The organism is Bacillus mesophilum (assembly GCF_008923265.1).
Taxonomy (GTDB): Bacteria; Bacillota; Bacilli; order Bacillales; family Cytobacillaceae; genus Cytobacillus; species Cytobacillus mesophilum.
On sequence record NZ_WBOT01000002.1, the window covers coordinates 95,529 to 116,800 of the forward strand.

General features: G+C 36.5%; 23 protein-coding genes. 7 read left to right on the top strand and 16 right to left on the bottom strand.

What is annotated here, in order from left to right; genetic code table 11:
* Positions 1-63: 63 nt before the first annotated feature.
* On the top strand, positions 64-1,917 hold the full coding sequence (locus F7732_RS05330; RefSeq protein WP_066444677.1) for a DNA ligase D: 1,854 nt from the start codon (positions 64-66) through the stop codon (positions 1,915-1,917).
* Positions 1,918-1,939: 22 nt separating this feature from the next.
* Here the strand turns inward: F7732_RS05330 and dapF are convergent, their stop codons facing one another.
* The 3 genes from dapF to F7732_RS05345 form a co-directional block, all read right to left on the bottom strand.
* Entirely contained in the window at positions 1,940-2,911 is a 972-nt protein-coding gene (gene dapF / locus F7732_RS05335; RefSeq protein ID WP_151572815.1) for a diaminopimelate epimerase, read from the bottom strand.
* An 89-nt stretch (positions 2,912-3,000) separates the two neighbouring features.
* Entirely contained in the window at positions 3,001-4,242 is a 1,242-nt protein-coding gene (locus tag F7732_RS05340; protein WP_151572817.1) for an EAL and HDOD domain-containing protein, read from the bottom strand.
* A gap of 205 nt (positions 4,243-4,447) precedes the next feature.
* Positions 4,448-5,749 carry an NCS2 family permease gene (locus F7732_RS05345; RefSeq protein ID WP_151572819.1) on the bottom strand — a complete coding sequence of 434 codons (1,302 nt, stop codon included), beginning with the start codon at positions 5,747-5,749 and terminating at the stop codon, positions 4,448-4,450.
* A 198-nt stretch (positions 5,750-5,947) separates the two neighbouring features.
* Between F7732_RS05345 and F7732_RS05350 the strand changes: the two genes are divergently transcribed.
* Positions 5,948-6,760 (top strand): EcsC family protein, encoded by an 813-nt coding sequence (locus F7732_RS05350; protein WP_151572821.1) that lies wholly within the window; start codon positions 5,948-5,950, stop codon positions 6,758-6,760.
* Between the two features lie 166 nt (positions 6,761-6,926).
* Here the strand turns inward: F7732_RS05350 and F7732_RS05355 are convergent, their stop codons facing one another.
* The 6 genes from F7732_RS05355 to F7732_RS05380 form a co-directional block, all read right to left on the bottom strand.
* Positions 6,927-7,502, bottom strand: coding sequence for a TlpA disulfide reductase family protein (locus F7732_RS05355; protein ID WP_240056544.1), 576 nt, complete (start codon positions 7,500-7,502; stop codon positions 6,927-6,929).
* A gap of 108 nt (positions 7,503-7,610) precedes the next feature.
* A complete protein-coding gene (locus F7732_RS05360) occupies positions 7,611-8,405 on the bottom strand; it encodes a hypothetical protein (protein WP_151572823.1) in 795 nt (264 codons plus the stop codon).
* Positions 8,406-8,548: 143 nt separating this feature from the next.
* Positions 8,549-9,325 carry an ABC transporter permease gene (locus F7732_RS05365; RefSeq protein WP_240056545.1) on the bottom strand — a complete coding sequence of 259 codons (777 nt, stop codon included), beginning with the start codon at positions 9,323-9,325 and terminating at the stop codon, positions 8,549-8,551.
* Positions 9,322-10,233 (bottom strand): ABC transporter ATP-binding protein, encoded by a 912-nt coding sequence (locus F7732_RS05370; RefSeq protein ID WP_151572825.1) that lies wholly within the window; start codon positions 10,231-10,233, stop codon positions 9,322-9,324. The genes F7732_RS05365 and F7732_RS05370 overlap by 4 nt, the downstream gene beginning before the upstream one ends.
* On the bottom strand, positions 10,230-10,433 hold the full coding sequence (locus tag F7732_RS05375; RefSeq protein WP_151572827.1) for a PLD nuclease N-terminal domain-containing protein: 204 nt from the start codon (positions 10,431-10,433) through the stop codon (positions 10,230-10,232). The genes F7732_RS05370 and F7732_RS05375 overlap by 4 nt, the downstream gene beginning before the upstream one ends.
* Before the next feature lie 217 nt (positions 10,434-10,650).
* Positions 10,651-10,992 (bottom strand): DUF4870 domain-containing protein, encoded by a 342-nt coding sequence (locus tag F7732_RS05380; protein ID WP_066444651.1) that lies wholly within the window; start codon positions 10,990-10,992, stop codon positions 10,651-10,653.
* Positions 10,993-11,171: 179 nt separating this feature from the next.
* Here F7732_RS05380 and F7732_RS05385 point away from each other — a divergent pair, with 179 nt between their 5' ends.
* The 3 genes from F7732_RS05385 to F7732_RS05395 all read left to right on the top strand — a co-directional run bounded on the left by F7732_RS05385 (position 11,172) and on the right by F7732_RS05395 (position 14,205).
* Positions 11,172-11,960 (top strand): undecaprenyl-diphosphate phosphatase, encoded by a 789-nt coding sequence (locus F7732_RS05385; protein ID WP_066444648.1) that lies wholly within the window; start codon positions 11,172-11,174, stop codon positions 11,958-11,960.
* Between the two features lie 177 nt (positions 11,961-12,137).
* Complete coding sequence (locus F7732_RS05390) at positions 12,138-13,259, top strand: amidohydrolase (RefSeq protein WP_151572829.1); 1,122 nt, start codon at positions 12,138-12,140, stop codon at positions 13,257-13,259.
* 382 nt (positions 13,260-13,641) lie between these two features.
* A complete protein-coding gene (locus F7732_RS05395; RefSeq protein ID WP_151572831.1) occupies positions 13,642-14,205 on the top strand; it encodes a GNAT family N-acetyltransferase in 564 nt (187 codons plus the stop codon).
* A gap of 62 nt (positions 14,206-14,267) precedes the next feature.
* Here the strand turns inward: F7732_RS05395 and F7732_RS05400 are convergent, their stop codons facing one another.
* Both F7732_RS05400 and F7732_RS05405 read right to left on the bottom strand, forming a co-directional pair.
* Complete coding sequence (locus tag F7732_RS05400; RefSeq protein WP_151572833.1) at positions 14,268-14,420, bottom strand: DUF2639 domain-containing protein; 153 nt, start codon at positions 14,418-14,420, stop codon at positions 14,268-14,270.
* 151 nt (positions 14,421-14,571) lie between these two features.
* Positions 14,572-15,345: an SDR family oxidoreductase gene (locus tag F7732_RS05405; protein WP_151572835.1), complete on the bottom strand. Its 774-nt coding sequence runs from the start codon at positions 15,343-15,345 to the stop codon at positions 14,572-14,574.
* A 258-nt stretch (positions 15,346-15,603) separates the two neighbouring features.
* On the opposite strand from F7732_RS05405, the gene F7732_RS05410 reads away from it, so the two are divergent.
* Positions 15,604-16,095, top strand: a complete 492-nt coding sequence (locus tag F7732_RS05410) for an Hsp20/alpha crystallin family protein (RefSeq protein WP_151572837.1) — start codon at positions 15,604-15,606, stop codon at positions 16,093-16,095.
* Positions 16,096-16,146: 51 nt separating this feature from the next.
* On the opposite strand, the gene F7732_RS05415 is transcribed toward F7732_RS05410, so the two are convergent.
* From F7732_RS05415 to F7732_RS05435, 5 genes are all read right to left on the bottom strand, one after another.
* Positions 16,147-17,031: a CAP domain-containing protein gene (locus tag F7732_RS05415; RefSeq protein ID WP_151572839.1), complete on the bottom strand. Its 885-nt coding sequence runs from the start codon at positions 17,029-17,031 to the stop codon at positions 16,147-16,149.
* Between the two features lie 366 nt (positions 17,032-17,397).
* The gene (locus F7732_RS05420) at positions 17,398-18,792 is read right to left on the bottom strand and encodes a sensor histidine kinase (RefSeq protein WP_151572841.1); all 1,395 of its coding nucleotides are present in this window, start codon (positions 18,790-18,792) and stop codon (positions 17,398-17,400) included.
* Entirely contained in the window at positions 18,789-19,469 is a 681-nt protein-coding gene (locus F7732_RS05425; protein ID WP_066444632.1) for a response regulator transcription factor, read from the bottom strand. The genes F7732_RS05420 and F7732_RS05425 overlap by 4 nt, the downstream gene beginning before the upstream one ends.
* Positions 19,466-20,449: a YncE family protein gene (locus F7732_RS05430; protein ID WP_151572843.1), complete on the bottom strand. Its 984-nt coding sequence runs from the start codon at positions 20,447-20,449 to the stop codon at positions 19,466-19,468. Before F7732_RS05430 ends, F7732_RS05425 begins: the two co-directional genes overlap by 4 nt.
* A gap of 71 nt (positions 20,450-20,520) precedes the next feature.
* Positions 20,521-20,787, bottom strand: a complete 267-nt coding sequence (locus F7732_RS05435; protein WP_151572845.1) for a hypothetical protein — start codon at positions 20,785-20,787, stop codon at positions 20,521-20,523.
* Positions 20,788-21,026: 239 nt separating this feature from the next.
* Between F7732_RS05435 and F7732_RS05440 the strand changes: the two genes are divergently transcribed.
* Complete coding sequence (locus F7732_RS05440) at positions 21,027-21,269, top strand: DNA alkylation repair protein (RefSeq protein ID WP_151572847.1); 243 nt, start codon at positions 21,027-21,029, stop codon at positions 21,267-21,269.
* Positions 21,270-21,272 lie beyond the last annotated feature (3 nt).

Genomic DNA, 21,272 nt, shown 5'->3' on the forward strand with positions numbered 1-21,272 from the left:
GGAAATTATGATTTGAAATGCAGGGCATACTATAGAACACCAATATCCAGAGGGAGGTAGCTTATGAAACCAATGCTCCCAACATTAACCTTTGAAGCCGTCAAAGGAGATGATTGGCATCATGAAGTAAAATATGACGGTTTTCGGGCAATTCTTGAGTGGAATAAGGACGGAATTTTCATCAAGAGCAGAAATGAAAAACCACTTGGAGATCTTTTTCCGGAAATCATGCAGTTTTTACTGGACAATAAGAAGACCTTTTTGCCTTATGTACCTTTTATATTAGATGGAGAGCTTGTGTCTTTGGAGGATTCGTTCAAAGCAAATTTTTCAGCAATTCAAATTAGGGGCCGCATGAGAGCTAAAGATAAAATACTAGAGAAAGCACATAACCGCCCTTGCCGACTTCTTGTATTCGATCTCCTATTATTGAAAGGTGTATCACAGGTTAACAAATCCTATCTTGAAAGGAAAACCATCCTAACTGACTTTTTCTCTATGTGTAATCTTCCTTTAAAACCAAATGAACGAAGCAAAGAACTCATCCAATTAATCCCTGGAACAAATGATTTCCCGGCACTATGGCAGCAGGTCGTTCTTTCAGATGGAGAGGGCATTGTAAGTAAACGGAATTCGTATAGCTATGACGCTGGTAAAAGGTCCGCAGGGTGGCTAAAGTTTAAAAATTGGAAGTATGTAAACTGTTTTATCATAAAGTATGAAAAATCAAACGGTTATTTTTATGCAGGTGTCTTTGATCAGCATGATCATATTATTGGAATCGGCCAGTTTCTATTTGGACTTAAGCCTGATGAAAAAAACGCATTAATGCAAATCATAAAAAATAATAAAACGGATGAAGATCAAAATTTCATTTATGTTGAGCCTGCTATATGCACAGAAATCAAATACTTGGAAATGTATGATGAACAAATGCGCGAGCCTCATTTTCACCGTTTTCGATTTGATCTTCAGCCTGAAAAATGTACATATCAGGATTTTGCACAGCAGCGAAAAAATCTTCCAGCTGAAATAAATATAACCCATCCAGAAAAGCCATTATGGACAAAACCCGATATTAAAAAAATGGATTACATCCATTTCTTGCAAGAAGTATCACCTTATTTGCTGCCCTTTTTACAGGATCGAATTTTAACCGTTATTCGTTATCCTCATGGCATGCTTGGAGAACCTTTTTATCAAAAAAATGTGCCAGATTATGCCCCGAGCTTTATCGAAACAAAGCAGCATGAAGACATTGAGTATATTGTGTGCAACAATCTGCAGAGTCTTCTATGGCTTGGAAATCAGCTTGCTTTTGAATTTCATATTCCTTTTCAAACGATCCATTCAAAAGGACCGAGTGAGATTGTCTTTGACCTGGATCCTCCTTCAGCAGAAGGATTTCATTTAGCGATAAAAGCAGCCCTGCTAATTAAAGAGGTTTTAGATGGCTTGTCCTTAACAGGTTATATTAAAACTTCCGGCAGTAAAGGACTGCAAGTATACATCCCCCTGCCAGAAAATCAATTTACGTATGATGATACAAGGCTATTTACAACGTTTATTGCTCACTATTTAATTACAAAAGATCCAGATTCCTTCACAATTGAGCGGCTGAAAAAAAATCGGGGTAATCGTCTGTATGTGGATTATATTCAGCATGCTGAAGGAAAAACCATTATTGCTCCCTATTCTCCGCGAGGAAAAGAACAGGCAAGTGTAGCTGCTCCATTGTATTGGGAAGAAGTGGACCAAACGCTGCAAATTGGAAACTATACGATCATCAACATGATTGAAAGGTTAAAAAATACAGGCGATCCCTTTCATTCGTATTTTGATTCAAAAGTAACTCAGCCTTTTTCTCCTGTTCTGTCCTTTTTAAAACAAGAGGAAAAAAAGATCCCAAAAGTGTAAGATGCTTTTGGGATCCTATTACCTACAAATATTCTGCTAAAAAAGAGGAAGCTTGCATTTCCAGCTCTTTATATTGAGCTATTTCTTCTTGGTATCCCTCTTTATTTTTAATATTGAATTCATTGGCATTCAAGTCAGCACTTACTTGGCAGCTAAAAACGTATGATGCATTACCAATCAAATCAATATGATCTTTATGTACAACACATCTTACTTTACCGCCATTATTATATACTTCTATGATTTCTTCCTTGTTGTTCAATTCCAGTAAGCATGTAACAAGGCTTGAAGCCGACATTGCCGTTCCGCATGCATTTGTAAATCCAACACCGCGCTCAAACGTACGAACATAAATATGTCCTTTTCTAAGAGGCAATACAAAACTGACATTTACACCGTCCGGAAACAAATCATTCGGACCGTTTACATACTCGCTCATACCTTTTTGAATATCAGATTGAAGCTGCTCCTTTTCTACAACCGCAATTATATGCGGATTAGGCACTGCTAAAGCAGTAAATTTTAAGTCTTCAGACAAGGATGGCAGGGGACGCTGTATTAATTCCTGTCCTTCAATATGCAGTGGCAAGTCTTTAACATTAAAAGAGATCGGAGAAATTTCAACTAAATACGTAGGAACGCCATCGTACAAATCATTCTGGACACTTACCTGCAAATCTGCTTTCATTGTTTCAATCACTGCTTCTTTTAAAGAAAGCTTTTCACATACATAGCGCGCAACACAGCGAAGACCATTGCCGCACATTGAAGCTTCGGATCCGTCCGAGTTAAACACACGCATACGTGCATCAGCTCGTTCGCTTGCTTGAACAAATAGAATTCCATCGGCTCCTCCAAGCTCATATTCCCGATTGCAAAGCAAAATAGTTAAGCTGCTTCGCTGCTGATCTGTTAAATAATATGGATGTGTTATTTCATCTATTATAAAAAAGTCATTTCCTGATCCGTGACACTTAATTACGTTAAATTCCATTAAATAATCCTCCTTAATAAGCAATTATAAAAAGATTGCCATAAAAGTTCACTTTCATCAAATGAAAAACAAAGCACCTTCTCATTATTTTAATGGCCAGCGGTTTCATTTACCGCTAAAAGTGACTCGGTCCATTCAATTGCATCTGTATAAATCTTAAATAAATTAGGGCTCGTTATATTTAAACCAGCTGAAATTTGCTCAATCTTTTCCCAATTAGCACTTTCCACCGCTGTCGCGAGATCAAGGACAATTTTTAAATGATTTTCTTTCCCATTAAGTGCATCACAAATAACTTCATCTAATGGAAGATCTCTCAAGATTACTGACATGGGACTATGAACAAGAGATTCCATCAACGAAAACATGCCTGTAATAAAGTAGCTTGAAGATGAAAACGCCGCACCAGTTATTGCACATATACCTTCACACATTTTTGCACGAATAAGTGACAGCTGAATGATTTCATCACATTTTCCAGCTTGTTTAAAGGACGCTTCTCGCACCAGCATAATATAAATCCATTTTTCAAGCTCATTTAATCCGAGCAGCATAATAGCCTGCCTTATTGAACTTATTCGATTTTTCGGGCGATAAGCGGGTGAATTTATTAATTTTAACAGTTTATATGAAAGAGATATATCTCTTTCAAACAATTCAGCAACTTTATCGATATCCGGATTTCCATTAGAGATATTATTTATAATTTCATAGTATGTATGAAGAGATGCAGGCACATCATATGTTGAAATCGTCACAGGCTTTGAGAAAAAATAACCTTGAAAATAATCATAGCCTCTCCTTTTTGCATCTTCAAAGGCTTCTCTTGTTTCTACTTTTTCAGCAAGCAAAGAAATATTTAATTTTTTTGCTACAAATTCACTTTTTAGCCGATTTTCTTCCGGCGTATTTAATAAATCAATTTTTATAATATCTACGATTCTTAATAAATGGAAGCTATATTTATTATTTTCATCAAGAATAAAATCGTCCAACGCGATTCGATAGCCTAATTGCTTTAATTCAAGGCAAATATCAATCAATTCCTGTGTTGGTTTCACTGATTCCAGTATTTCAACAACCAGTTCATTATGGTCAAAAAAAACAGGAAGCCTCTGTTCAAGCAGCTTTTCTGTAAAATTTACAAAACATGGCTTCCCTGCAGACAACTTATCTATTCCGATATTCAAAAATCCGTTTACAATAACATCAGCTGTCGCTTGGTCACCATCAACTTCAGCGTTCAGCTGATTTCCTCTATATAAAAGCTCGTATGCAAATATTTCCTCATTTTTCGTTAATATCGGCTGTCTTGCAACAAATACCTCCATGATGCTCCCCCTTAACCAGAACATATATATATACCTAGGATAATAGTACTGTATAAACATAAAGATTTTTGTCGAAATTTGGCGAAAATTTATTTAACAATATTTACATGTTTTTAATTAGTATATATTCCTGCTCAATTGCCGTTTTTTCAACACACAAAAAAAGCAGAGGAGGCTCCTCTGCTTAAATTTTAGATCTTATAGATTATGAACCTATTACATGAAAAACAAAATTAAACAAAAACAATGCCGCAATGACATAGAGAGGAATCGATACTTCTTTTGCTTTTCCAATAGCAATCTTAAGAATTGGATACAAAATAAAGCCAATAGCAATTCCATCTGCAATACTATACGTAAACGGAATCATTGCAATTAGAAAGAGTGCAGGAAAGCTTTCACTCATATCCTTCATATCTAAATTACGGATGTTCTGCAGCATTAATCCGCCAATAATAATAAGAATTGGTGCGATTGCACTGTTTGGAATCAGCTTAATAACTGGTATAAAAAACGCTGAAGCCAAAAAGAGCATCCCTGCAGTCACAGTCGTCAGTCCAGTTCTTCCACCTGCCGCCATACTAGCAGCACTTTCAACAGTTGAGACAGTAGGACTTGTGCCAAAAACCCCTGATAAAAGAGCTGAAACCGAATTGGCTTGAAACGCACGTGAAAAGCGATCATTTCGATTAATAAAGGATACATGTCCATGGACCAGACCAATATTTTCAAAAACCAGTACCATAGTTAATGAAAAAACAGCGATCCAAAAGGTTATGGACAGGATATTATCAAACGACATACTTCCAAAAACTTGAAAATATTCATTGAACGCAAAATGACCGTTCTGAGAGTCTTGTGGCTGAATCGTTCCAAATAACCAGGCAATTAGTGTTCCTGCCACAACCGTAATCAGGAAATTCCCAGGAACATTGCGGATGAAAAGTACCAATGCCAGTAAAAAGGTTATAATGGTCGCCAATACATGGGGTTCCCCCAGATGACCAAGCGCAATCAATGAGTTTGTTCCTTTTACAACAATACCGCCTTTTTCAAGGCCAATCAGCATAAGAAACAATCCTAACCCAACTGTGATTGCTTCCTTAAGAGACTGAGGAATTGCAGCACTTAATGCAGCTGCAAACCGCGTAAATGCAATCACTACAAAAATAAGTCCCGAAACAAACACAACTGCTAAAGCCTCTTGCCATGAAAGACCCATAGACTGTACCATAGTATATGAAAACAGTGCATTAATCCCCATTCCCGGAACAAGCAGGATTGGAACGTTTGCCCAGAATCCCATGATCAGACATCCGACAACTGAAGTGATAATCGTTGCCATAATAGCTGCTTCAAGAGGAATGCCCGCTTCAGAAAGAATGAGTGAATTGACTGCAATAATATACACAATAGTAAAAAAGCCAATAAATCCTGCCATGATTTCTTTTTTGACAGTTGTGCCATTACTGGTGAGCTGAAAAAGCTGATTTAACCACTTATTCATTGTATTACCTAACTATTCAATTAGCCCTCTCCCTACCCGCTCTCCCTGCTAAGACAGGTGAGCCACAAGTCAATATTGTAACAAAAAAAGTGCGAACTGCCAATAGGATACCTAAACCAGCTTAAAGAAAAACTCATTGAAACTTTCTGCTTTTTCAACCGTATAAAGATTAACTTAAAATGAGAGGAATAATGGATTTTGAATGAAACGAAACAGTATCTAAACGAAGAATTAGCTAAGATTAACGAATGGGAAAAAGACCAGTCGGATTTATGGTTCTGGGAGAAATTAGGCCGTCTTCCTTTTAAACTGCTCGATAAATTTACACCACAGTTTCTGCAGAATAAAGTTGGGGTCATCTTAGATGAACTTGGCAGCTATATTCAATCTGGCGGCAAATATTTAAGTTCCGTTAAATCCTTACGATCATACTATCCTGAAAAAGGCATTACAGCCCTTGAAGAAGTCGATCGCTTGCCAATCTCCGATATGGATGAAGCTGTAACAAAGCTTTCTGGAAACAGAAAACGAATAGCCACTGTTCAAGGAGCAAGCACTGGATTTGGGGGTATTTTCACGTTATCCATTGATATTCCGCTTTTGCTTGGTATGCAATTAAAGACATTGCAGGATATCGCCCTCTGCTACGGTTATGATCCAAATGATAAACAAGAACGAATGTTTATTGTAAAGATTCTTCAGTTTGTTTCCTCTGATATAGTTGGCAAAAAAGCAATTTTAAATCAAATTACACATATGAATAACCCAAGTCTTCCAGCTAATAGAGAAGTTATATCCGAGCTTCAAGGCTGGCGTGAAGTTGTATTTTCATATAGAGATCAAATCGGCTGGAAAAAACTTTTCCAAATGATTCCTGTTGCCGGCCTGTTATTCGGTGCCTTTATTAATCGATCGGCTGTAAATGATATCGCAGAAGCAGGAATGATGCTGTATCGCAAAAGAAAAATTATGGAACGACTGCAGAGCGTGACAGAAGTAATTGAGGAATAGATAAAAAGCAGCGGACAAGTCTGGGTCCGCTGCTCTTTTAGTTCCCTTTAGGCTCTGTTTTTTCTGCTGACAGGCACTTTCGCGATGCCTTAGTTCCCTCCAGACTCTGTTTTCTCTGCTGACGGGCACTTCTTTTCATGACCGGCTTAATAGCCCTCTAATATTTTTATGGAAGTTTTAAAATTTGATTCTCCAAATATTCTTCATCAAGGGTACCTAAAACGATATGGCGGATTACGCCATCTGAATCAATAAAATAGGATGTCGGATAGCCAACCACATCATAATCCCTGCTTACGACTCCGTCTCTATCCATAGGGATCGGAAAAGTCAGTTCATGCCTTTTCACGAATTTTTCAGCATCATCATCGTTTCGCTCACTTTGACTCATATTAACTGCAAAAACGGCAAATCCTTCATCTTTATATTTCTGATACAGCTTTTCCATATGCGGCATCTCGATTTCACAGGGTCCGCACCAGCTCGCCCAAAAATTTAAAAGTACTTTTTTCCCGCGCAGCTCACTAAGCTTCTGAGTGTTGCCCTCCATATCAAGCAGGTCAATTTCTGGGGCTAGCTCTCCTACTTCTAAACCCATATTTAAATCATCCACATTTTCAATTTTTTCATATTTTTCTACGCCAAAAGAAATTGGCATAATTCCTTTGTCTTTTAAGATCGTTACATCTATTATGAACATCACAGCGAGTACTGCAATAACAATGATCACTAACTTTTTCACTCTTATCACCTCATGCAAAGCCAATTATATCACTGTTTATAGCACTCGTATATGTTTTCACAAAATTTTAAAAAAGTGAAGAATCATGCTGGCCATAGATGGAAAGCCTTAATGTTCTACTGTAGACAAATAGTCAGCGAGAATAGCTAAAACACTTAATTTTTCTATGTGGCTAAGTTCTTTATGAAAGGTTAATAGCGGTGTATTTGCGTCTTTAAAAAATGATTGATATGAAAGCGGCATATATCCTTTTTGCAATACAACTGCTTCAGATGAAGAGTTAATAAATATTTTAGCATCCATTCGAAACAGAGCATGCTCAAGATAATAACTTTTAGAGCGTTCATAATCCAGAAACTCAATGAATCCTTTACTCCTCTGGTCTTTAAAATGCAATACTGCCTTTTCATTTAATCCAATCAGTTCAATTGTATTTTTCTTTATAAGGATCGTAGCATTCAGCCTGCCGCTATGATCATATAGACCATACGTTTTAGTCAATAATTTTTCTGCAAAATAAGGCATAAACCATCGAACCGCTTTCTGATTTATATCTCTTAGCTCCCCTGCCAAAAATCCATTATGATCATATAGCTGCATATGCAAATTAGGCGAAGGCAAAAACGTAATTAATAGCTTTTCGATTGAGGTAACATCCTGTTCAAGGCTGACAGCTGCTTCTCCCATAACACTCTTTGTTTCCTCACTTCTTTTCTTGTTTAAGACAAATACATAATAACAAATAAAGCTATAAACCAGAAATGGACATAATAGCCATACGAAGTATCTATGAAGCGGATCAATCAGACCATACACGGTAAAATATACCGGCGGAATCAGCGCAGCTATTCCTGCATTTAATGCGATAATCGCTTTTTGTTTATAATACATATGCATGTTCAATTTACTCACCTACTATTTTGGACTTATCAATCTCCTACTCTAGTAAGTCTATTATGAGCCTTTTATTTTCATGATAGAATCCACTAAAAATTATATAAAAATAAAATTCTACTGCCGTTTGAACGATTGCATTTCTACCATGCTTACACAAGTTCTCTCTTTGAAAAGATAAATATCGAAGAACTTATAAAAACTAAGATACTAATAACAGTAATAGTTAAAACGCTGTAAAAACCGCTGGGAAATGGTTCATTTTCCAGGACTAAGCCAGAATAGGAGCTTAATAAAGATGGATTCCAGGATAACCCTTCAGGAATCACACTGCTCACCATACTTATGAGAATCACTATAGCAAAGACAATAAACGCAATCATGCCCTGAGATTTAAAAATACTATTAAAAAACAGAAGCATTGATAAAATAAATAGCAGCCATAAGCTATATAAAGAGAGCGACTCAATAAAATCCTTAAGCGGAATAAAAGCAAATAAATTTCCTGTATAATACCATGTGGCAAAATAACCGCACAAAATTGAACATAATAATAGCAATGCTGAACTAAACCATTTCGCTAAAATATATGATGATCTCGAAACAGGTTTTGCCAGGATCATCCCCGCGCTTCCATTCTTCATTTCAGCTGATATCATCCCCATAAAAGCCAGAACAATTGTTAAGATGCCAAGAGTATTGTACTGGCCAATGGAAGCTGCAAACACTTCCTCAGCAGAGGGTGTCGGAATTTCGATCACTGTTCCCTCAGGTAGATTTCCAGCAGAATTAATAATATCTGGCAAAAAATAGAGTGATAGGGGCTGCTGTACACCAATCAAAATAAATACAATCGGCATCCAAACCCATTTATAGCTTCTCCACATTTCAAGCCATTCTTTTTCTGCAAATAATCGCCATTGTTTCACTTTTGATCAGCCACCTTTAAAAACATTTCTTCCAAACTAGTGCTGCTTATTTCCAATTTAAGCGTCCGCCAATTTCTTGCTAATACTTCCTTCATTAATAATTGCTGTGCTGCATAACAATCCTCTGAAAAAATATGAATCATTTGTCCTTCACTTTCCATTTTAAAGAATGGAAATGCAGATTGTAATTGGGCCATAACAACCTGCATATCTTCCTCAAACACAATTGATAGTTTATTTTTTTTATATTTCTTCTTTAAAGACTGCAGTGACCCTCCCTCTACAATCTGCCCTCTATCAAGGAAGATAATTTCATCACTGACTTCCTCGGCATCATGTAATATATGTGTAGAATAAAACACAGTTGTATGTTTTTTCAGCTGCTGAAATAAGGTGAGAACCTCTCTTCTTCCAACCGGATCCAGTGCGGAAACCGGCTCATCGAGCAGCAATATATCCGGCTGATGCGTAATCGCTTGTGCGATTCCTAATCTTTGGCGCATTCCTCCTGAATATTGAGCTATTCTGTTGTTGCCCGCATCACCAAGACCTACGATTTCAAGTAAACTTAGCGCTCTATCGTAAGCAGCCTTTTTGGTTGCACCTGTTAATCTAGTAGAGTATATGAGGTATTCCAAACCTGTCATCCAATCAAAGAAGGCTGGATTTTGAGGTAAATACCCTATGGCAGTTCTTCGTTTTTTTATAGATGCTGATCCATTTACAATTATTTGCCCTTCAGTTGGGTGAATGATTCCAGCCAGCATTTGGAGAATGGTCGTTTTCCCTGCGCCATTTGCCCCTAATAAAGCAATACATGTATTCGCCGGAAGATCAAAATGAATACCTTTAATAACTTCCTTTTTTAAATACTTCTTCTTTAAGTTTTCAGCTCTCAATGTAATCATCTATTTTGCCTCCTTCCAATTACAAAATAAAGAATGGAACCTAAAATATTTCCAACAAGAACAATAAGAATCCACATCCATTTAGGGCCATTTAGTTGTTTATTCCTGAAAATATCAATTAGGGCAAGGATTAAAAGAATACCTTGTAAAATAAAAAATGGCAGCAGTAACTCCCAATTGATTTCATTTAAAACTTCCATGCAGTTCCTCCCAGTTCATATTTTTTACTTTCGCGGCTTATTCGCCATCTTAAGCAGTAAAAATGAAAAGCAGCCTGAACCTCCTATTGGCTGAAACACCTTCATTACAGATAAGACGAATAAGTTCAGAAATCGTTCAAAAAATCTTCCCAAACGTACAAAAACTTCTAAAAAAAGAAAAAGCCCCGGAAGGAATCTCCTCCGGGGCTGCTACGCATTATAAAATTCGAAACACTAATGGGATGCGGTATCCTTTTCCTTCAAATGCCTTGATGGCAGCGATAATGGTGAAAACAAAAGCTAAGACACCGATTATCCAAATGGTTACAAATCCAATTAATACGATCATTAATACAACACTAATAATGGAATAAACACTGTAAGAAATAAAGAAGTTCAAATACTCTCTTCCATGGTGATCAACGAACGAAGAAGAATCCTTCTTTAAAAGCCAAATAATCAGCGGTCCAAGAAAGGCTGAAAAAAAGCTCGTCACATAAATGGCGGCTGCGATTAACCGCTCGTCTTGAGAAGGACTTCCCATTTTATCTAAATTCATTTTAGCGCTCCTATTCATTTAATAATTATTTTCTTCTTATCTTATTTTACGTACCCGCTCTCTAAAAGTTTCATTCAATTTTTTAGAGTTCTTGATTTGGACAACCTGAATAAAATGAAACAAGGCTGTAATTCCTTAGGCTATATTTTAAAACACTATATTATATCTTTCAAAGGGTGATGGTTTTGTTATCGAAAATTGAGGCTTTTATATTAGGAATTATCCAAGGATTAACTGAATTTATTCCAATATCAAGTACAGGGCACCTCTATATAGGAAGACATTTATTTGGCTTAGACGAAGCTGGACTTTTTTTAGATACTATGCTTCATATTGGAACGTTATTAGCTGTTATTGTGGTTTATAAAAACGAACTGCTCCAGATTATTAAAAAGCCATTTGGAAAGCTATCCCTGCTTCTCATCGTCGGTACGATTCCTGCCGTTATCATCGGACTTACTTTTAATGACTTGTTCGAGAGCATTTCAAAAACTGGTGTAACTATTGGATGGGAGTTTATTTTTACTGGCTTTATTTTATGGATGGCCGACTCTGTTAAAAAAGGATCGAAACAAATGCACGATCTGTCATATGGCGATGCCATTTTTATTGGTTCTTTTCAGGCAGCTGCTATATTTCCTGCTGTTTCGCGTTCCGGACTGACAATCGCTGCTGGGCTATTTCGGAAACTTGATCGCGAAACAGCCGCCTATTTTTCCTTTCTACTTTCCATTCCGGTTATTGCCGGCGGAATTGTAATGAAGTTTGGCGATATGGTAAATGGACATATAGAAGCTGTTTCTCTTGGCAGTTTACTTATAGCTACTCTGTCATCCGCTCTGTTTGGCTATTTTGCTGTTGTTTGGATGATTAACTTTCTAAAAAAGAAATCGTTAAAAGTATTTGCCGTTTATGTTTGGATATTAGGTGTGACAGTCGTCCTGCTTCAAATAACTGGAGTATTTTGATCTATAGCCTATTCAAGAATAATCGCTGATCATTAGACTTTCATCATAAAAAAACTTGGCAAGTAAATGAGGGAACGCTAAACATTCTTTTACGCAGGTAAATAGAAGTTATATATGAACATAGCACTTCTACAAAACCTGCCGATTGTACATTCTTTGCATAAAAGGGAGAAAAAAATGACAAAAAAGATATTACTGAAGGATGCTTATATTAATCCCATTACTAGATCACCATTTTTAGGAGATGTGTATGTTTCTGATGGAATAATCAGCAAGCTTGCTCCAAGTATTCCAATATCAGAGGATTGTACAGTAATTGAATGTGGTAAACGTCCATTGTTCCCCGGATTTATTGATGTTCACACACATTTAGGGTTATATGATGAAGGAACAGGCTGGGCAGGCAATGATGCAAATGAAACAATCGAACCGCTAACTCCGCATATTCGTGCTATGGATGGTGTCTACCCATTAGATCCGGCATTTTCCGATGCAATTAAATATGGGATCACAACTGTTCATATTATGCCAGGAAGCGCCAACGTTATCGGAGGTACAACCTCAGTTATTAAAACTTATGGAAAAAACATACAAAAAATGCTCGTTCAAGAAACAGCAGGATTAAAGGTTGCTTTAGGTGAGAACCCCAAAAGAATGCATAGTCATGGAAACAAAGAATCTATTACAAGAATGGGCATAATGGGTATGCTGCGTGAAGCCTTTTATTCTGCTTTTTATACAGATCATCCAGAAGATATCCGTTTTCGTCCTATCATTCAAGCTCTTAAAGGAGAGATCCCTGTAAGGGTGCATGCCCATCGTGCAGATGATATTATTTCAGCCTTGCGTTTTGCCGAAGAATTTAACCTTGATTTACGGATTGAACATTGTACGGAAGGCCATTTAATAGCAGATGAGCTTAAAAATCGTGCTTTAAAAGTTTCTGTTGGACCGACCTTAACAAGAAAATCTAAAATTGAATTAAAAAATAAAACATGGAATACCTATCAAGAATTAGCACAACGGCAGGTTGAGGTATCCATAACTACAGATCATCCCTATACACCTATACAATACTTAAATGTTTGTGCTGCCGTTGCAGTTAGAGAAGGATTATCTGAGCAAAAAGCTTTAGAAGGAATAACGATCCTTCCCGCACGAAATTTGAAAATAGACCATAAACTTGGAAGCATTGAACAGAACAAAGATGCAGATCTTGTATTATGGAGCTCTCATCCCTTCCATTTCTCTTCTAAACCGATCTGGACAATGATAAACGGCGAAATCATTCATCATTAAGTTTTCACTACCGTGTTTATATATAATAAAGCACAAATTTGCCAAAAACAAACTGCATAAACAATGTAGAAATATGCCAAAAAATGATGAAAAAAATAAGAAAAAAATCTATTCCCTTTTTCTATTTTTTTTAGTATTATACGATAGTAATGAAAATATAGAGACGATGATCTTAAAAAGGGAGCAATAATACATTTTTGTTTGTATATAAAAAGCAGTAGTATATAGGGAAGGCAAATGGTGCGCCACCAGTATAACTGGTTCTAGTGGGTTCGATTCCCACCCCGAAATTTTTTAGCAACATTTACAAAAAATTTCGAGGGTGGACCGGATTCTCTATTTGACGTGGAGAAGGACTGTCCTCAGTTTGGAGGGACCCCCCATGCTTAAGAAACGCGATCTTCAAGATTGCCATGATTTGTACGAATTAATGACGCATCCAGATGTCTTCCCTTTCGTGCGCCAAAAAGCATACTCTGATGATGAATTTTTATTTTTAACTAAACAAACGATTGAAGCTGAAGAACGCGGTGAACTTATATCACGCACCATTCTTGATGAGTGGGGTTCTCCAATCGGCACAATTAATCTTTTTGATATTCAAGAAAATGCTGGTTTCTTAGGCACTTGGCTTGGCAAAGAATATCACGGAAAAGGTTATAATAAATTGGCTAAAGATGCTTTTTTCGAGGAATTATTTTATGAATTAGGCATTGAAACCATTTATATGAGAATACGCGTAGAAAATATTCGTTCTCAGAAAGCCGCAGAAAAACTGCCTTATGTTGTAAAAGCAAATGAATCAAGAAAATCATTATTACAGCAATTAAATGCCAATGGAGCTACTTACAATTTGTACGAAATTCCAAAGGACTTGTATACATTACATGTCCTGAGAACAAATACTGCCATTGTTGAAGATAGCTCTCATTTGTTAGAAGCATAAATATAAAGCAGAAAAAGCAGCCTGAGACGACCGTCTTAGGCTGCTTTTTCTGCTGCTCAAATTTACCCTCGCTGCTGAAAAATTGAATCTAAATAGATTTTGCGCACTACAAATGTTTTGTAATGCTCAAGCTTCTTTGCTTCAATCGGGTGCTTGCGGATGCCTTTCTTTTTCAGTTCTGCAATATACCAGCCTTTTGATCCATAATACGCCATCTCATTCTCTCCTTCTTTCACTTATTCGTATACTATATGAAGGAAAGTCGAAAACATGACTTTTGCCATTATGGCCTAGCCTCGAGCTTTATTTATACACAATGAAAGATCATAAAGAAAACTGAGAAAAAGCAATATATGATTATTCTGTCTATAATTTATGTATTTTCCCTAAAACATCTTTTCCCCCAGTTACTGGGATGATGCTTCCTGTAATGAAACTGGACTTGTCTTCAACTAAAAAGCTAATTAATCTTGCAATGTCTTCTCCCGTTCCCGGTCTTCCAACAGGAGTATTATTATCATTCACAAGAATGGCTTTCTCAATCTCTTTCTCTTTCCATTCGCCCACAATATCACCAGGGGATATCATGTTTGCAGTTATTCCATATTGAGCTTCTTCCATTGCCAATGTTTTTGTTAATGAAGCAACAGCCGATTTACTCGCCGCGAAAGCCGATCTGTAGATCCATCCTGAAGAAGCTTCAGCCCGGTCAAATCCTATGGTGATTATACGTCCCCATTTTTTAGCTCTCATTTTAGGAATGACTAATTTTGATAAATAAAACACTGCATTTAAATTGCCGTCTACAAGATATCTCCATTCATCTAATGTGTATTCTGTCATCCTTTTTCGCTCATGTATGTAGGGACCGGCATTATGAATAATAATATCAATATATTCACATTTTTTTAAAGCTTCGCCAATAAGAAATTCGCAGTCTTCCGTTTTCGTTATATCTCCTCGGATGCAAATATTATTGGTTCCAAATTCTTTTGTTAATTGCTGACAAATTTCTTCCGCTTCTTTCTGACTGTGACGATAATTAATCACGAGATTAATTCCCTCTTGTGCGAGTTTATATGCTGTCATCTTACCGATTCCAGTTGCTCCTCCTGTAATTAAAGCAGTTCTTATTCCCACAAATAATTACCTCGTTTTGTTTTTTATTGTACAGACCTATTATCATTATACTAGTTAGTACCATACATATATGCAACAAAAACGTTAAAATGAAAAAATAACACTGCATTAGAAGTACAAAAAGTGGTACAAATGCATAGATTATCATGTATATAACTTATGCTAACTTTTATGTTAACGTAATATTGTTTTCTCAATATATTCATGAATTCATTCTTACCCATTTAATTGTTTTGCTCTGTTGAAAGGATGATTGTGATGTTTCCGTGGAACTTATTCCCTTTTAATAAAGAAATGAAAAATAACTTCCAGGATTTTAAAAAAATGAAACCGGAAGAAATTAATAAATATGTTCATAATATAATGGGAAATGTATTTCCCCAGCAATCAAATGGTATGCCAAATTTCACTGATATTTTCGGCGGTCTTAATCCTGAAAATGCTGAGTCTAAAAATGATCAGAAATCCGCACAATTGAATACATCCGTCTTTGAAACCCATGATGATGTATATGTAAAAGTATTTATAGAAGATGAAGGCTGGCTTCATCAAATGAGGTTATATCATACATCAAATCAAATGATTATTGAGGCAATCCCTGCTTCTGAGGACAAAACAACCATTACTTTGCCAGCAGCTGTAAAACGAAAAGGATCAAAGGCCAATTATCAGGATGGCATTCTTGAAATAAAATTACCTAAAAATGCTGAAGCTCAATTTTCTGAAATAGAATTTACTAAGCATGAGTGATTACAAATAAAAATAAAGAGCAGCCAGCTGGCTGCTCTCTTTATCACAAAATTATTTTCCGATAAACATTTGAGTCCAATAATTCCCATCTGCAACATGTCCTACACCCAGGTGTGTGAAGTTTGCATTTAAGATGTTTTTACGGTGTCCTTCACTGTTCATCCATGCAGTTACTACTTCTTGAGGTGAGCGCTGACCCATAGCAATGTTTTCACCAGCAGTTTTATAGGTAATGCCAAACTGCTTCATCATATCAAATGGTGAACCATATGTTGGGCTATTATGGTCAAAGTAACCTTTTGCTTTCATATCATTTGACTTTTCACGTGCTACCTTGCTCAATTCTGTATCAAGCTTAAGAGCAGGCACACCATACTTTGCACGCTCAGCATTTGTTAAATCAAGCACTTGCTGTTCGTATGCAGATACTTGAGATTTTGCTTGAGTAGCTGTGTTTGATTGAGCTGGCGCTTTTGTTTGTGTATTTGCTGCTGGAGCAGTTGTTTCAGCTTTCGGTTTTTCAGTTTGCACTGGTGCTTTTGCTGGTGCTTCTGTTTTTGGCTTTTGAGCTTGCACTGGCGCTTTTGATGGTGCTTCTGCTTTTGGCTTTTCAGTTTGCACTGGTGCTTTTGCCGGTGCTTCTGTTTTTGGCTTTTCAGTTTGTACTGGTGTTTTTACTGCCGTTTCTTGTTTAGCTTGCTGCTGAATAGCTGTTTTTTGCAGCAATGCATTCAAGTCTAAATTATAGTAGTTTTTCATATATTTTTGAAGCATGCTATTAATCTGTTCAACATTCACATTACTAGCTTGATAGTGATATACCTTTGCTTCTACTTTTGCTTGTACTGGTGAAGCAGCATCTGCTTTATTGATTCCAGGTGCTGACATTAATAGTGTTGCTGCTGCTGCGACTGAAAAAATCATTTTTTTATTCATCTATTGTTTCCTCCCTGATATCTGTAAAGTTTTTTGTGCTGTCTTGCTTGCAGAATCATCATACCACGGGTTTTACCGTAATAATTTAGGGAGGATTTAACAAATAGGTATATTGATAGATCATTAACAATGAATTTCATTTGAAGCAATCAGTAAAACTTAATAGCCATCTATGTTTTTCTTATAGTCTTCTGGTTAATTATTCTAAGGTTCTATTATACTAAATTGGCAATGAGCGTAAGAGAATACCAATTATATACTAAGAAATGAGCATTGACAGGTTTTTAGGACAAGAGCTGCCGTTACGTTTATTACACATATGTAACAAAGCTTGCCTATTTAAGACAAGCTTTGTGTCATTCTCTATCAGATGACTGGCAGCAACACTTTTACTGTAGTCCCTTCATTTACTTTACTCGAAATTAGCAGTTCACCGCCATGAAGCTGGACAAGCTTCTCTGCAATAGCCAATCCCAGTCCTGTTCCACCATCACTCCGCGTTCTAGCCTTATTGACACGATAAAAGCGCTGCTTTACCTTTTCTAAGTCTTCCTGAGGAATTCCTAATCCAGTATCAGTCACTTCTATACAGCAGCCATTTTTTGAAGCATATAAAGAAATTGAAATTCCACCTTCATTTGTATATCGAATAGCATTATCCATTATGTTTTGAATCACTTGTTCTATTCGCCCTTCATCACCATTAATAATAATGTCAGGATCTAGATTCTTCATTAAAGATAATTTCTTTTCTTCAAGAGTTGACCCATATTTTTGAAGTGCATCTTCAATTAATTGAGCAAGCGGCAGAGGCATCTTTTCTAATCGATATTCATCTGTTTCCAGCTTCGAAAGATCTAATAAATCTCCAACCAGTCTTTCCATTCTTCCAGACTCACGATGAATTAAATGTAAATATCTAATTCTATCTTCTTCAGAAGTAACCATATTTGTCATTAATGCATCACTATAACCTTTGACATAAGAAATAGGGGTTCTTAATTCATGAGAAACATTTGCAAGAAACTCCCTCTTTCTTTCATCCTCACGTCTTATTGAATCAGCCATATGGTTAAAAGCAAATGCAAGCTCCCCAATTTCATCCTTTGATTGAATGTTCAGATGCACACCATAGTTTCCTTTTGAAACCGAATCGGCAGCCTGCTTCATATCTAATAGCGGCTTTGTTAGTCTTTTAACCAGCCATGCACCTGTACCTAAAGCTACAATTAGAAATAGAAAGGAAGCAATCATCCAGAGGTAAGCAAAGTCTTGTGTGATTTCTGTAATCTTGGCTAATGGCAAATAAATATAAATAATTCCTTCTAAACGATCTTGATCAAGAAGCGGGATGATAACACCCATAATATTTCGATCAAAGCGTTCCTCGAATCCTTCTTTAAAAACTGCATTCCCCTGCAGCAGCTCTTCACGTTCAGCTTCGCCAATTAATGTTTCGTAATCAATATCAAACGGCAAACAAGCACTTAATTCCCGTGGATTACTGACAATAAAAATCTCAGAGTCTGATTTCGTGTTATACCACTCTACCTGTTCCTTAAGCTCCGTTGTTAAAGGTCCGCCTTCATAGTCCTCAGCAAGGGCCAGTCCTTCTTCAAACAAAGATTCTTCAATATCCTCTACATAAAGTTTTTCATAGAATAAATAAGAAAGAAAATAGGAATATAGAATGGTAATCAGAATGGCTGCTGTAACAGTGAGCCAAAGTTTTTTTGCCAGTGTATTTGTTAAATGCTTCATGCAGAAGGAACCTCTAGCTTATACCCAACTCCCCAAACCGTTTCGATATAATCGCCTTCCTGCAGTTTCATCCTTAGTGTTTTTACATGTGTATCTACTGTTCGCAAACTGCCTTCATAGTCTATTCCCCAAACATGCTCAAGAAGCTGCTCTCTTGAAAGAGCCTGATTGCGGTGATCCATAAAAAATAGCAGCAGTTCAAACTCTTTTAAAGTAAGGTTGACCGTTCGCTGATCAACCATTACTTTTCGTGCTTTTTTATCTAAACTGATTCTTCCGATCGTGTTAATAGCTGATTCCTGTTTTGAGAGGCCAGTTCTCCTTAACACTGCATGAATTCTAGCAACGAGCTCTCCAGGACTAAGCGGTTTAACGATATAATCGTCTCCGCCTAATTGGAGCGCTTTAACTTTATCCCACTCTTCACCTTTAGCGGATAGAAATATGATAGGGGTATTATATTTTTTCCTTAAATTTGCACAAACCATATAGCCATCTTCACCTGGCATCATGATATCAAGAATAATTAAGTCAATTTTTCGCTTCTCCATCACTTCATATGCTTCCGTACCGCTGCCGGCAGAAACACATAAAAAGCCTGAATTTGCAAGATACATTTCGGTTAAATGCCTCATATCAGCTTCATCATCAATGATTAAAACGGTAATGCTGCTCATTCTGTCTTCTCCCTCAATACAATTTTAAATGGGCCATTGCCAACTTCAACTTTATCTTCTTCCTCTAAATTTTCAGGATTGATAAATGAAAGGTCATTGCTGTCATAACCGGCAACAAGAAGTGTATGATCTGACGTTAAAGCCAATTCAAAAGGATTTGCTCCAACTTTGACTGTCCCCATAATATTCCCATCAAGATCCATTTTATAGAGCTGATTTGAACCGTGGCTCAAAACAAATATAGATTGCTGATTCTGCAGAAAGTTTATTGGCATAACAGGAGCGGGAATTTTTTTGATAAACTCTCCGTCACTTGCATTATACACATGAATATCCTTTTCAATCGTCGCTCCTTCACCATGTCCCCCTAACCAAAGCTGAGTTCCGTCCTCTAACAAAAGTGCACCAGAGGCAGCACCATGGATAGGATAATCGCCGATTGTTTTTTTCGTTTTCAAATCCACTCTAGATAAAGTTTCTTTTTTAAAACTTAAAACAAATAATTCTCCATCTTCCTCGTTTTCCGCAATCGAGAGCGGTGAAGATTCTGTTTCTGCTTCTGCAAGCTTCTCTCCATCTAAATCATAAAAAAGCACTGAACTATTGTTTTGATTTACAAGAGCGATTTCATTTTGATCATTTATTACCTTAGCATTGACAATTCCTTTTCCTGTGTCCCAGCTTGTCATTTTTTCACCTGTTTTCAGAGAAAACAAATCAGCCGTTTCCAATTCTTTTCCATACAATAAAAAAGTATCGCCATCTGGAAAAACAATTCCGCCTGTATAAGGTTTTTCAAGCTGCCATTCTGCTGCAATTTCACGTTTTTCTACATCAATAAATGTTACAGACATACTTTTCATATTTACGGTTGCTGCCAATGAAATATCTGAAGGAATGGGATCATATGTATTATTGCTGCATGACGATAAGAAAACGATCACAGATATACTGTATAAGAAGGCTTTGAATACTGACATCTTTCTATTCCCCTTTGTCACTCTATGCCTATACTATATGACTTTTTTGTGTGTAATTTGTGAACTATTTCTTACTTTCTTAATTGTTCCATTAGGAAAATATGAATAGAAATAAGCTCTTCTTTATCTTCTGCAACCAAAGTTGATTCGTTAATCCTTTTAATCGCCTGATAGAATTTTTCATATAAGGACTTGCGTACGCGTGGATGTGCATTTTCATCTAAAAGCTCACGTTGAATTGTCATTTTTAAAACTTGCTCCGGGGTATTTTCATCAGTGATTAATTGCCGGTTTTGCCATAGGCTTTTGTATTGATTCAATAAATTTTCATATTTCATGGTTTTCTCCCTTTTTCATTCTTTTTCACTTCACTTAGTATTTTCACATAAAAAAAAGAAAAAATGCAAAATATAAGATATAGCTATATTTGCTTGTTGCTTAGGATAAGAATAGCCAAAATAAGAAATTGGACAAATACGCATATTCTTATGTTATTTATCACAATGAACTTCATGCACAAGTTAATATCTACTCTGTTCATTGCAAAAATGAGGCAGGTATTGAAAGGAGAAAACAAATGAGTGCACCCTATTGTTGTCCCAACTGTAAAACAAATCGAAGCAGATTTAATATTATTGAACAAGTTTCAAAACCAGTAAAATTGGATCCTTTTACAGGCGATACCGTTGAGGAATATTCTGCAAATGACCTATCACCTTTTCACATTCCATATAAAGGCCCAAATCACAAAGTTCAATGTGCTGCCTGCGGTTTAGTTGAAGATGAAAAAACATTTATTGCTTTTGGAGAAAAGAGATAAGCT